This is a genomic window from Sporosarcina pasadenensis, from assembly GCF_047228845.1.
In the GTDB taxonomy this organism is placed as follows: domain Bacteria; phylum Bacillota; class Bacilli; order Bacillales_A; family Planococcaceae; genus Sporosarcina.
In genome coordinates, this window is sequence record NZ_JBFEGM010000002.1 from 18203 (window position 1) to 31113 (window position 12911).

Sequence of the window (12911 nt, forward strand, 5' to 3'; positions counted from 1 at the left end):
AATTTTAGTATATGAGGGGCTCGGCGGAAAAATGGCTAATTCCGTCATGATAGCTGTCCCACTTTGATTCCGCGTTCCTTCAGCAAAGTTGGATAAAATGGATCATCGCCAATTGAATAGACACGGTCGCATACATTCGTAATTTCATCCATGTCATGCGACGTATAAAGAATCATCTTTCCTTCCTTCTTAGCCAAATTCAGCAAATAGCTGCCGATTTCTGTTTTTGATTTCAAATCAATGCCGACAGTCGGTTCATCCAATAAAAGAAGAATTGGGTCATGCAGTAGGCTTATTGCCAAGTTGAGCTTGCGCTTCATTCCACCTGATAGCGTATGGACCGGTTCCTTCCACTGAGTCAACTGCATATCGAGACAGAGGTTCCTGCACTCTTCCAGCGATTGCCTTTTCCACGAAAGCTTTTCGAAAAAACGCATATTCTCTTCGACTGTATACTCTTCCCAAACTGAAATGTCCTGGGGTACATACCCGATCATCTGCCGTAATCGCTTGAAATCATCCGCGTATCGCTTACCATTTAAACGCAATTCGCCAGCGGTAGGTTCCAGTGCTGTCGCCAAGATTTGCAATAATGTCGATTTTCCGGCACCGTTCTCGCCGACAAGGCCGACAATTTCCCCTGCTTTCATTTCAAATGAAATATTTTGCAATACACTTTTCCTTCTGTATCGCTTTTGGACGCCTTTCACTTCAAGCAATCCGTTTCCCCCCTTTCATCATCCAGGCAGCTAGCATCAAAATTAACAACGAGAGCCAGGCGATCGGGACCGTCGTCGTCATCAATGAGCGTACGGGACTGATAATCTCCACCCATTGCGCTCTTTTAGACAATGCATCAAGCGGCACGACAGCCCCTCCTGTAACGGTCAGTAAAAGGGCTGCGGCAATTCCTGTCATATAGTACATGAACAATTGACGAAAAACGATTGCAAACAGAAATGCGAAAAGATTCAATGTCATTCTAAATGCGAGCATAGGGAGGATGAAAGACAATGTAACGGGATCCTTTAAGACAAAGTGGAAAACAAACAAAGTAAGCCCGTCCGACAAGATCGTTAATAATGAATACAAACCTAACATCCGAACTGCATGGCTTTTAAACGATGTTGACGTAAACAGCCACCTTACTTGCATCGAAGGCCGGCTTTCCTTGATCATCCAATCGAACAGGAAAAAGGCGGCGATAATCGTAAAAAATGCCCAAACCCCTCTGCCGTTCAATAATTCGAGCGGCTTTTCATCGGACCGTCCTTCTTGCTTACCGTATGAAAAGCTCGTTTCAAGCAGGCTTTCATTCTTCTGCTTCTCTACACTTCTTTGAATGATTTCTTCGTAATCCCATTCATACTCCATGCCATATTCAAGGAACAGCTGACGGATGACCATGGCCGCTTTGGACCTTGAAACATCTTGCTGCGCCAACGACATGATCGTTTCGGAAATCGCCGGATATGCGAAGGAGCGATTGGAAGAATATGCTTCTATTAACCCGTTCCGACGATTCGCCAACACAGATTCGCCGTAGCCTTCCCGAATGACGAATACACTGTCAAGTTCGTGTTGCTTCAACTTATGTAAGGCATCGTCCAGCTCCATATAGCGAACAGACAACATCTCATTTCTCTCTATTTCTTGTGCCAATTGCATTGCCAACGTTGAGGTATCTTCAACGATGAGCGCAATGGGCACTTTTGACTCCTCCTGTAAAGCGCCGAATGTCTTCATGACGACAACCGTCAACAGAATCGGGGCAAGCAGCCACCAAATGACACTTTTCCATTCCTTTTTCAATCTGAAAAATTGAGCGGGCATTCGCATCATCGGTTCCACCTCTCTTTCCAACTGACCGACATCCAAACGACGACGAATGCAATAATCGAATAGATTGCCAACGATGTGTAATTCGCATAATTACGCCCTTCCAGCACTAGATCTATCATCCATCCAAGTGCGATCGGTGAAAATAGAAATGGGAGGAGATCTTGAAACGACTGCGGAAAATACAATGTCGGAATCAATGCACCGCTCACGAGAACGACGCTGAATACGAAGATGCATTGCAGGAAAAGCCCTATCCTTTTGGATGCTGACACTACATCGATGAGCGCAATGCCACATAGCAAGATAAAGGCATACAACAATGCAAATAAACCGAAGCGCACCATGTCGATAAGGAAAAATTCAACTTGGAGCAATTTAATTATTATTAAAAAAGTGATTCCCCCGAGCAAAGAACTAACAAATAGGGAGACGAGCAGCCTCCCCGCCACCCGCTGGCCAACCGTTACGCCGAAGAGCTTCATCCTTATAGCCATCGACTTAGACTCAACATCGGCCAATACGATGTAAAATGATAACAGCCAGAAAGAAAAGACGATGAGCCAACCTGATAATACAAAATAATTGGTTGGCGACGAGGTTGCCGAGTTCTTCAATTCTTCTTCATCTAATAGCTTATCTTTTCCTAATGTAAAGAGCGTAAAATCGACAAATTGCTCAAACATCATCTCCATCCGCTCTTCACGAGGCATCGGAGTCTCTTTTGCATAGTCATTGATTACAAGAATATTCGCTTGTGCAGCGGCAATGTATCTGGCCAAGCTATCGACTAGCTGTTTCGTGATGAAGCTGTCGACAGGCCTCGATGGATTTCCGATCATCGGGATTGTCACAGATTCTCCTTCGTACAAATCGTCCGTAAAATTTTTCGGCAATGAAAAAGAAGTGCTAATTTCATTCCGTTCAATTAACAGCCTGGCTTCCTCTCCCGACGCGGGAAAGATTTCTATTGTATTTTGACCGTTTGTTGTCTCCGTCAGCAAAGAGCTGATCAGCTTCGATTCCTTCGTCCCGTCTTCGTCGACCAAAGCGACACGAATCGGTGAATTCTCAGTAGGTACAATCAGCCCTGCTGCAAGGCCGACTAACAATCCGATCAAACAAAGCGGAAATAGAAAAAGAAGAAGAAGGGTCGCCCGCTTCTTCCTCAGCTGTTTCAAGTATTCATTCGTAAAAAACATTGTTTTCTGTATCGATTGCAAACAGCCCACTTCCAATCATTAGAAGTTTTCAAGCTCGCTTTGGAGGTCACCCATTAGTTCAGTAACCCACTTCTCGAACTCTGCAGCCAATTCATCTTCTAGGTCATCCATTTCGTCACTGCTCATCTTACCGACGTCTACGAGATTTTTGGATTCGTCCGGCATCTCCACCTTCTTCACGACTTTTCCTTCCTGTTTCAAGCGAAGATAAATTTCAGATTCGGAAATGGATCCGGATGGATCTATGATTGTGAAGTCGTGATCCGCCTTCATCGAATCTTTTTCATGAGTCGCTTTGCCGCTCCAAACAAGCTTAGGGGCAAAATCTTCGTCAGATACCGAGAATTCGCGGTTGAATGTACGGACTTTTCCGTCCAATTCTTCCTTTCCTTTATACGTAATGGTCGTATCTTCAACGGTGATGGTAATCGTATCATCCGACTTTCCATCTTTCCACGTCAAGTCCCCTTTGAAATCGATGACTGCGTCTTCCTGCATAGTAGGGTTCGTGCCGGTGAATGAATACTCCCATTTCTGGCTGGAATTATCCAGTAACTGGACGCCTTCGATTTTCAATGTGGCGATATCGTCTTTAGTTTCACCGATTGACATAGCGAACTCTCGCTTGACGATGCTGCTGGACTTATGCCAGATTGTGGACTCGATGCCATTGGGGATATGCCATCCATTCACCTTATCGATTGCTTCGTCTAGTGAGTCTTCGAAATCACGAACGAGCTCGGTCAGTTTCCGATCGGAAATATCGTCTGTCATCGTCGAAAAGGCGATCTGTTCCTTCAATAACGCCTTCAACTTTTCATCTTCACGGGCTTTCTTGAAAAGATCCACAAGCAGAGACTTAACTTGTTCTTCGGAAAGTTTCATTGCTACTTTTTCCGTCTTCATCTTCTCGCCGAACAGTTCAATTTCTTCTTTTTCATTTGTAAACGCGTCTTCTGGAAGCTCATGATAAAGGTATTCCATATACTCCTCTTTCACGTATGTTTGGAATTCCCCGTCCATGGAAAATTGCTCTTCAAATAAGCGGGATAGACCGAGCTTATCTGGACCTTCATAAAAAGCATCCGTTTCCCTCATCATTTTCCCGTAGTCCTCATCCATGAAAAACAGGAGTTTATCTGTAAACGGCAATGCCGCCATCATTTTCTCAGGCGTGAAATACAAGGTTGCGAAGTCCGTTGAAACGCTTCCGAATTTCCCACTGAAATTCATTTCCCATTCCTTCTCCACAGGATCTTTCACTTGCGACATGGAAAATGTTGTATTGTTGAGGATTCTTTGCAGTTCAACCATGTCATAACCAGCGCTCGGATCGTTCCATTCCGCTGATAAGTCATAGGTCGATTCAACCGGCTTTTTCTTCTGGACATCCAACCAGTCTACTTCATTTTTATATCGTTCTTCGAAAAGGTCACCGATTTGAGTGAACGTCTTAGTTTCAGCCAATAAGTATTTCACTTTTGGCGACTTGTTAAATAAAAAGAAAGCTGAAACGGCACCGGCACCTATTACTAACACGGCTGTCAGCACGGCAATCAATAATGCGGGCGATTTCCTCTTCACTTTTGTTTCTTGAACATTCTCCACTAAACTTCCTCCCTATCGTAAATATCTTGCAAAGATTGGTAATCTCATACTCATAGAAATTCTACTATAAAAAAAGGATAATTGTTCCTTAAATTATAAATTGATTATTTATAGCTAGTTAGCAAGCATGGGGATTCCAGACTATTAACCGCATATGACAGTAAAAACCTCCTGCAATTACTATCTGCAGGAGGCATGGTCGATTAGTTTTTCACTTTTTGTTTCTTATTCACCGTGCTGTGCACTTCAGTCGGAAGTCCCCATAGTTGGATGAAGCCGACCGCTGCCGATTGGTCGAATTCGTCATCAGACGTATATGTCGCCAGTTTTTCATCGTAAAGGGAATTGGATGATTTTCGGCCTTCGACGATTGCATGCCCTTTGAATAATTTAACACGGACAACACCGTTGACGTATTGCTGCGTATCTTTTACGAATGCTTCCAATGCATTTCGCAATGGTGAGAACCACAGTCCATTATAAATCAGTTCACTGAGCTTCTGGGAGACGAGCGGCTTGAAGTGGGCGACGTCTTTGACGAGCGTAATGTCTTCCAATTCCTTATGCGCCGTCAGTAAAGTCACTGCGCCTGGACATTCGTACACTTCGCGGGATTTGATGCCGACGAGACGGTTTTCGACATGGTCGATTCTTCCAACACCATGCTTTCCGGCAACTTCATTCAACTTCAAGATCAGTTCGCTTAATGGGTACTGTTTTCCGTTAATGCTGACAGGCACCCCTTTTTCAAACTCGATTTCAATAATATCCGGTGTATCAGGCGCGTCTTCGATTGATGCAGTCAAACCGAATGCCTCTTCCGGCGGCGCAGCCCATGGGTCTTCTAAAATACCGCATTCGTTGCTACGACCCCATAAGTTTTGGTCAATGGAATAAGGGCTGTCGAGATCGATTGGAATAGGGATATTCTTCTCTTTCGCATAAGCGATCTCCTCTTCACGCGACCAGCTCCATTCACGGACGGGTGCGATGACTTCAAGCGTTGGGTCTAGCGCTTTGATTGCGACTTCGAAACGAACTTGGTCATTCCCTTTTCCTGTACAGCCATGCGCTACTGCAGTCGCATTTTCCTTATGCGCCACCTCGACAAGCTTTTTGGAAATCAATGGACGTGAAAGGGCAGAGACGAGAGGATACTTTTCTTCATAATACGTGCGCGCCTGCAATGCGAGCAATGCATATTCCTGTGCAAACTCCTCTTTTGCATCGATGACGTAGCTATTCACCGCACCGACTTGCAATGCCTTCTGTTGAATGAAATGCAAGTCTTTCCCTTCCCCGACATCTAAGCAACAAGCAATGACATCATACCCTTTATCCGTCAACCATTGAACCGCCACCGAAGTATCAAGACCACCTGAATATGCCAATACAACTTTTTTATTTCCCATTTATTTCGTCCTCCTTCATTCATGTTTTTGTATCTTTATTCATCTTTATGTATTTTTATAATACCACACTAATTTTAAATATCAATAGATTTGTATGAAGAAATAATTTTTGGGGATAAAAAAACTACCTTACATCCAGTCGTAAGGTAGTTTTGGTAGTTTCGATTATCTAATTCCATGGGCAACCATTGCATTTGCGACTTTTAGGAATCCTGCAATATTGGCGCCCATGACGAGATTGCCGGGTTTGCCGAACCGTTCGGCTGCGTCCTTGCAGCTTGCATAGATGTTTTCCATGACCGTTTTCAGGCGCATGTCCACTTCTTCTGCTGTCCAAGCGAGCCGCATGCTGTTTTGCGACATTTCCATAGCGGAAACAGCCACTCCGCCTGCATTTGCCGCTTTTGCGGGGGCAAAAAGGATGTTATTCTCGAGGAAAATATTAATCGCTTCAATATTGCATGGCATATTAGCGCCTTCTCCAAGCGCTTTCAGGCCGTTTGCTATAAGCATATGTGCTGCGATTTCATCGATTTCATTTTGTGTCGCGCAAGGCAGGGCGATGTCACAAGGGATGGACCAAATCTGTGAGCAATCCTCATGGTATTCAGCGTCCGGATGCTCTTTCGTATATTCCCAAATCCGTTTATTTTCCACTTCTTTCAACCGTTTCACAGTATTGAGATCGATGCCGTTCCGATCGATAATATATCCGGTTGAATCACTGCATGCAACAACTTTCGCCCCAAGTTGTTGAGCTTTTTCCATGGCGTAGGTCGAAACATTTCCGGATCCCGATACGACGACAGTGCTATCTTTGAAGGAAAGCCCGTTTTCATTCAACATTTCCTCGACAAAATAGACCGTGCCGTAACCGGTCGCTTCCTTCCGTCCTAATGAACCTCCATGATTTGGATCCTTCCCAGTCAGGACGCCAGCCTCGTAGCCGCCCTTCAACCGGTTGTAGTGGCCAAACATATAGCCGATTTCCCGTCTGCCGACACCGATGTCACCCGCAGGAACGTCAATATCGGGTCCTATATATTTGCTTAACTCGGTCATGAAGCTTTGCGTGAAGCGCATAATTTCCCTTTCGGACTTCCCTTTCGGATCAAAATCAGAGCCGCCTTTCCCCGCCCCGATCGGTTGCCCTGTCAATGCGTTTTTAAAAATCTGCTCGAATGCAAGGAATTTCATAATGCTATTATTCACGGATGGATGGAAGCGTATGCCGCCTTTATATGGTCCGAGGTCGCTATTAAATTGCACGCGGTATCCCCGATTGACATGCACTTTCCCTTTATCATCTTCCCAAGCGACACGGAATGAAATGATCCGCTCGGGCTCCGTAATGCGCTCTAATATTCCGTTTCGAATATATTCAGGATGCTTGGCAAAGACCGGGCGAAGCGAATCGAATATTTCTCTCGTCGCTTGCAAAAATTCCTTTTCATCAGGATTTCTTTTCTTTACCAGTTCATATACTTCATGAACATAATCATTCGCCCGGCTCCGGTTTTCTCGGGTGTTATCCATTTTCGTCATTTGCCTCATCCTTTCTTGAAAATAGCGAAGAAAACAAGGGTGGTGTATAAATCTTCCATGTAAATTAATATTTCAAAATCGTTTCTTCGTTTTATTTAGTATTACTGAAAATATGAATATATACAACAACTTTTTCAGTTTACGCATATTTAGGATGCAATTTATGTCATTTTCAGTAATCATGTCGAAATTAGTAATACGAAAATAAAATCATTTTCATCGAGTTAAACATAGATTATTATTAGGCACATCCAAAGCCCAGATTCCTGCGATTTGGAAAACAACTTTAAAGAGAAAGAGGAGATGCTTTTTGACATTTAGCAAAATACTACGCGCCGTAATAGGAGCCAATCTAATCATTCTAATGGCTTTCGCATTCCTACCTGCTCTGTTGATCAATCCTAATGTGGACTTTTTCCAAAGCGCAATCAACTTTATTTCAAGAGAATAATAGCCGACTCACCAAATGAACCATATGTGCAGCTTGCACATATGGTTCGTTTACGTTATCGCTTTCGGACAGTAAAATTGTCAGTGAGTAGCAACCAGTTTTGAGGGAATGCTAATCCCAGCTTCCAATACATTATTCCACGTAAGTTAAATTCCTTTATTAAGTTGAATTTGGCTTGGATGCTGCGTGCATCCTCAAACCAAACGTCGTGTCGTACACCATTATTATCCCAATAGAGGAAGAATGGTGCTTGGGCAACGGCATCGAATTGGATATTCGCATTCCGGCTGATTGCCAAATTGGTCGCTTGTTTTGGACTGAGCGCTCTTGCTGCAACCCCTGTTACAGGCGGATATGGGTACGTCCAATCATAGCCGTATAAATTTTGTCCAAGGAAAATCTTTTCCGATGGAATCTGACTGACTGCATATTCCACGACTCGGCGTACTTGGTTCAAGGGACTGACGGCTTGCGGGTCACTATAGGAATACCCCCATTCGTATGTCATTAACGTAACGAAATCAGCAATTTCCCCGTGCGCTGCAAAATCAATTCCTCCGTAAACCCCCGTTGGAGCGTCTGAATTTTTCGGTGGCAAAGCGGTCGATAGTGTAAAGCCGGCCGCATGTAAACGTGTACGTGCATTTCGAAGAAACGTATTATACAATTCCCTGTCGGCAGGTCTAACGAATTCAAAATCGAAATGGATATCGGAGTAGCCGATTCGGTTAGCGGTTTGGACAATATTTTCGAATAACCGGTTTTGTACTGTCTGGTTTGTAAAGAGGAAATTTGCTAGATCTGGGCTAAAAGCGAAATTTTCCAAGTTGGTGACGGCCATTGCATTTAAAACTCCCGCTCTCGCGGCTATTTCAGGGATATCATCAATGGGAGGAGCTTTCAACGATCCATCCCTCTGCGCCTCATAGCTGAACATCCCTAAATACGTCAAGTCCTCTACCCTGTTCCTCACTTCTTGGACAGTTGATTCGATTGTCGCTGCCCTTGGCTCTACATATAGGAATACATCGATGATCGACTTTGTCCTTTGCGGTATATACAATCGTTGACCTATCTGTAACATGCTAGTCGGAGAGATTTGATTGATTCTCGCAAGCTCCTCAATCGTTGTGCCATATAATCGAGCAATGCTATAAAGTGATTGACCCGGTCTGACCAAGTGAAAACTGCCTGTAATCGGAATGACAAGTGCTTGGCCAACAACGATTCGCGCAGGATCAGTCAATTCATTCGCCCTAGCGATATCCTCATATGGAATGCCATATGCTTGCCCGATACTGTAAAGACTTTGTCCTTGTTGCACGACATGTATTTGCAATTTTATCCACTGCCTTTCATTGACAAAATGTCCTTTATCCTATGCTATTTTAGAAAGTCAGTGATTATGCGTATTCAGAAATTTTTACACGCATATAGCCTCTCTTTGAAGCCATACTACTCTCGATTGAAAACCATTGATAAAAGGAGGATACCTATATTGACGCAAAATCAGTTCGGTGAAACGCATCAAAATATGCATACAGGGGCAGTCCCGCCACAGATGAACCATGGAGGCCATGAGCTGTTCGATGTCCATGAGACACTTTCAGGGACGATTGCAGCATTAAATCAGGCAATGCTATTACGGCCGCATGTAAAAGATCCTGAGTTGCTCGATATTTTGGACAGGCAATACCGTTTTACGTTGGATGAATATAATATTACGGTCGAATGTTTTAAGACGGGCAAGGATCCGTCCCATCCGACAGGCAGCTACAAAATGAAGCAAGGGAACGATTTCGTCTATGGCATGAAGCAATCTCAACCGAAGAAACCAATTCAAAATGCGAATGAGATTAATGACGAAATTATTTCAGGCTTCCTTCTTGGATCTGCTAAAGCAGCTGCATCGATGAAAACGATGACGGCACTTGAAGCGACAAACCCGGTTGTCCGACGTGTATTGGCGGATTCGGTTCCGAACTGCATTGAGATGGCGTATGAGCTTTCGATTTATCAGAACAAGCACCATTATTATCAGGTGCCTCAGCTTGCTCAACAAGATATGCAAGCTCTTTTGAATGCGTTCGCCTCTTCGGTAGGCCAACCAGGCATGCCGAATAATACGGTTCAATAAAGAAAAGCTATTGTCCAAACGAAAATCGCCAGAAAGGCTCCCTTTCCGCGGGCGTTGCCTCAGCCTCCTCACTTCGTTGCGGGGTCTTCAGCTAACGCTTTTCCCGCAGGAGTGTCGCCTTTTCTGGCGATTTTCTTAGTTTGTATATAATAAAAAAAAAGCAGTCTAAATTCAGACATTTGAATTTAGACCACCTTTGTGTTTATAAAGATTTATTGATAAATGATGAGGGTATTGCTGATTCGAATTTCATTACTTCTTTTGTTACCGGGTGAACGATTGTTAATGCTGTTGCGTGTAGGCCGAGTCTTTTGATTGGATTGACGGTTGAGCCGTATTTCTTGTCTCCTACGACGGGATGGCCGATTTCTTCCATGTGGACACGGATTTGGTTTTTCCGTCCCGTCTCCAACATGACCTCAAGTAATGAATACTGACGGTTCGATCTTATTTTCCGGTAATGGGTGATTGCAAGTTGGCCTCCGTTGTCTGTTGGGTTCGAATACACTTTGAATGTTCTTGTTTCCTTTAGCCACGATTTGATTGTGCCTGACTCTTTACGGACATTCCCTTCCACTAATGCAGTGTATATCCTTTCCTTCACCATTTCGTCCCAATGATCTTGCAATGTCATTTTCACTTGCTCACTTTTTGCTAACAAGAGGACACCTGACGTGTCGCGGTCAAGACGATGGACGATGAAGACCCGCTGTCGTGGATCCTGTCTTTTGACATACGCGGATACTTCACTGAATGCCGTTCTTTCGTTTTTATCTTTTGCGGCCATTGATAAAAGGCTTGCTTCCTTATCGATAACGATAATCGAATCATCCTCGTAGATGATGGACAAACCTGTCAATTTGCTTTCGTTCAAAGCAGCCTTATTTGCTAGTATCTCCACTTTTTGTCCTGGCAGCAGGGGATGATTGTGCTTTGTCACTGTCTGGCCGTCCACGGAGACTTGCCCTCTCGTCAATATGGATTTGATGGAGTTACGGCTGTTCTTCTTCATGTTTTCTAATAAAAACGGCAAAAGTTCCGCTTCTTCATTCACTGAAAATAGAAAGGAACCTTCCCTTCTCTTCCTCTGATTTTTATGCATGTCCAGTCTCCTCACTCTCTCCATCAATTATCCACAAATTGCCCTTTAATTTCAAACGCTGTATCATCATTACTAAATGCTTTGAACAAATAGGGGGATATATTCAATGAAAGTTGCGATATTCGATTTCGACGGGACATTATATGCAAAAGAGACTTTTCAATTGTTAATGGATCATTTAAAGCACCATCCGACTTACAGCACCAAATATAAGAGTTTTTTTCGTGAAATCCTGCCCATTTACATTGGGTACAAAGTAAAAGTCGTTCCTGAAGCGAAAATGCGGGAGCGCTCGATGCAAATCTATGCAAAAGCCTTACATACTTTATCCAAAACAGAGCTTGAGCGTTATTTTGATGAAATGAAGATAATCATGCAACAGGATTTAAATGAGGAAGTTGTAGCGAGGGTCCGACAGCATCTTAGCGATGGGATGCATGTAATGCTTGTTTCAGGGGCTTACACGCCATTATTGCATGCGGTGACGGACGGCATTGTGTTCGATACGGTAATCGGAACTGACATACCGTTTACGGCAGACGGCACGTTTGACAATCATACGAAAATTTACCATATCCAAGGCAAGCGGAAGACCGAAATGATTATGAAATCGTTGCAAGGAAAGCAAATCGATTGGGAGAATAGCTTTGCATACGGTGACAGCTATTCCGACCTTCCCGTACTTGAGCTAGTCGGAAATCCGGTTGCTGTCAAGCCTGAGGAAAGGTTAAAGCGTATTGCTTTGGAAAGAAATTGGACAATCTTGTAATGTAAAAAAGGAGCTCACAGTGTAACGCTTCGGTTGATGGGGAGAAAACAATAAAAAACACAGCATTTGGGGACACAATTCCATATGAATCGGTGTCCCCGTTTTTGTTGTTATATCGACGTTTAGATGATTTACATAGTCGAGCATAAATTTATGTGCCTTTGCTAATTCACTTGTTAAAACACGTGCTGATTGGATATTGGAAAGAAAAATATAGAAGAAAGATGAGAAATCTATGTTAAAATATATTGAACATTATGAAATGAAATAGACATATGTTAATATAAAATTTAAACAACATAGACTTATGAGGGGGACAACTTTGAAAAATTTATCGATAGCAATATTGGGTGCAATTGTAGCGTGGTTAGTATTAAGTTTTATCGTAAAAGATTTTGAAATCATTCCTATATTTACCCTTATCATAGGCACTGCACTCGGGTATAGTGTCGGCAAGAAAGAAGGAGCAGAATCGAATTAGGAACTTTCTAACTTAAAAGGAAATTATTAGAGGGACGTTAATCCATTAAGGATTAATGCCCCTTTTTATAGAATTAATTGAACTAAGCAGCGGGCAATTGAAGAAAGTAATGAACGGAGTTGGAGTATATGAGTGAACGATATGAATTAAGTTTTAAAAACAAGGAAGTAAGAATGTATGTTTATTTGCTTATACCAACACTTATCATAGCAAGCATCCTTATATTTTATGGCGAACAGAATTATCACTATATTCCTTTGTTAGCGTTTTTAATTACCTTTTATCTATGGCGTTATTTTTACAGGAGAAAGCGGAAGAATGAAGTAGAAAAATCTTCTTAAACT

The 12911-nt window shown here is 43.1% G+C and carries 11 protein-coding genes; 3 read left to right on the forward strand and 8 right to left on the reverse strand.

Annotated elements, in window-relative coordinates; genetic code table 11:
* Positions 1 to 44: 44 nt before the first annotated feature.
* From AB1K89_RS03845 to AB1K89_RS03875, 7 genes are all read right to left on the reverse strand, one after another.
* Positions 45 to 710 (reverse strand): ABC transporter ATP-binding protein, encoded by a 666-nt coding sequence (locus AB1K89_RS03845; RefSeq protein ID WP_413053746.1) that lies wholly within the window; start codon positions 708 to 710, stop codon positions 45 to 47.
* A gap of 1 nt (position 711) precedes the next feature.
* On the reverse strand, positions 712 to 1842 hold the full coding sequence (locus tag AB1K89_RS03850; RefSeq protein WP_413053473.1) for an ABC transporter permease: 1131 nt from the start codon (positions 1840 to 1842) through the stop codon (positions 712 to 714).
* Positions 1839 to 3062 carry an ABC transporter permease gene (locus AB1K89_RS03855; protein WP_413053474.1) on the reverse strand — a complete coding sequence of 408 codons (1224 nt, stop codon included), beginning with the start codon at positions 3060 to 3062 and terminating at the stop codon, positions 1839 to 1841. The genes AB1K89_RS03850 and AB1K89_RS03855 overlap by 4 nt, the downstream gene beginning before the upstream one ends.
* 18 nt (positions 3063 to 3080) lie before the next feature.
* The gene (locus AB1K89_RS03860; RefSeq protein ID WP_413053475.1) at positions 3081 to 4670 is read right to left on the reverse strand and encodes a hypothetical protein; all 1590 of its coding nucleotides are present in this window, start codon (positions 4668 to 4670) and stop codon (positions 3081 to 3083) included.
* A 203-nt stretch (positions 4671 to 4873) separates the two neighbouring features.
* Positions 4874 to 6082 carry an argininosuccinate synthase gene (locus AB1K89_RS03865; protein WP_413053476.1) on the reverse strand — a complete coding sequence of 403 codons (1209 nt, stop codon included), beginning with the start codon at positions 6080 to 6082 and terminating at the stop codon, positions 4874 to 4876.
* Between the two features lie 165 nt (positions 6083 to 6247).
* Positions 6248 to 7627, reverse strand: coding sequence for an NADP-specific glutamate dehydrogenase (gene gdhA / locus AB1K89_RS03870; RefSeq protein WP_413053477.1), 1380 nt, complete (start codon positions 7625 to 7627; stop codon positions 6248 to 6250).
* 506 nt (positions 7628 to 8133) lie between these two features.
* Positions 8134 to 9417 carry a glycoside hydrolase family 18 protein gene (locus AB1K89_RS03875; protein ID WP_413053478.1) on the reverse strand — a complete coding sequence of 428 codons (1284 nt, stop codon included), beginning with the start codon at positions 9415 to 9417 and terminating at the stop codon, positions 8134 to 8136.
* A 159-nt stretch (positions 9418 to 9576) separates the two neighbouring features.
* On the opposite strand from AB1K89_RS03875, the gene AB1K89_RS03880 reads away from it, so the two are divergent.
* Positions 9577 to 10215, forward strand: a complete 639-nt coding sequence (locus AB1K89_RS03880; RefSeq protein ID WP_413053479.1) for a spore coat protein — start codon at positions 9577 to 9579, stop codon at positions 10213 to 10215.
* A 202-nt stretch (positions 10216 to 10417) separates the two neighbouring features.
* On the opposite strand, the gene AB1K89_RS03885 is transcribed toward AB1K89_RS03880, so the two are convergent.
* Positions 10418 to 11317: an RluA family pseudouridine synthase gene (locus AB1K89_RS03885; RefSeq protein ID WP_413053480.1), complete on the reverse strand. Its 900-nt coding sequence runs from the start codon at positions 11315 to 11317 to the stop codon at positions 10418 to 10420.
* Positions 11318 to 11423: 106 nt separating this feature from the next.
* Here AB1K89_RS03885 and AB1K89_RS03890 point away from each other — a divergent pair, with 106 nt between their 5' ends.
* Together AB1K89_RS03890 and AB1K89_RS03895 are read left to right on the forward strand one after the other, a co-directional pair.
* Positions 11424 to 12086 carry an HAD family hydrolase gene (locus tag AB1K89_RS03890; RefSeq protein WP_413053481.1) on the forward strand — a complete coding sequence of 221 codons (663 nt, stop codon included), beginning with the start codon at positions 11424 to 11426 and terminating at the stop codon, positions 12084 to 12086.
* A gap of 322 nt (positions 12087 to 12408) precedes the next feature.
* Positions 12409 to 12567: a tRNA U-34 5-methylaminomethyl-2-thiouridine biosynthesis protein gene (locus tag AB1K89_RS03895; RefSeq protein WP_413053482.1), complete on the forward strand. Its 159-nt coding sequence runs from the start codon at positions 12409 to 12411 to the stop codon at positions 12565 to 12567.
* Positions 12568 to 12911 lie beyond the last annotated feature (344 nt).

What these genes read in the sequence shown, in the direction of transcription:
- AB1K89_RS03850 (WP_413053473.1), bottom strand. Translation starts at nt 1,842, where the DNA reads ATGATGCGAATGCCCGCTCAATTTTTCAGATTGAAAAAGGAATGGAAA.
- AB1K89_RS03865 (WP_413053476.1), bottom strand. Translation starts at nt 6,082, where the DNA reads ATGGGAAATAAAAAAGTTGTATTGGCATATTCAGGTGGTCTTGATACT.
- gdhA (WP_413053477.1), bottom strand. Translation starts at nt 7,627, where the DNA reads ATGACGAAAATGGATAACACCCGAGAAAACCGGAGCCGGGCGAATGAT.
- AB1K89_RS03885 (WP_413053480.1), bottom strand. Translation starts at nt 11,317, where the DNA reads ATGCATAAAAATCAGAGGAAGAGAAGGGAAGGTTCCTTTCTATTTTCA.
- AB1K89_RS03890 (WP_413053481.1), top strand. Translation starts at nt 11,424, where the DNA reads ATGAAAGTTGCGATATTCGATTTCGACGGGACATTATATGCAAAAGAG.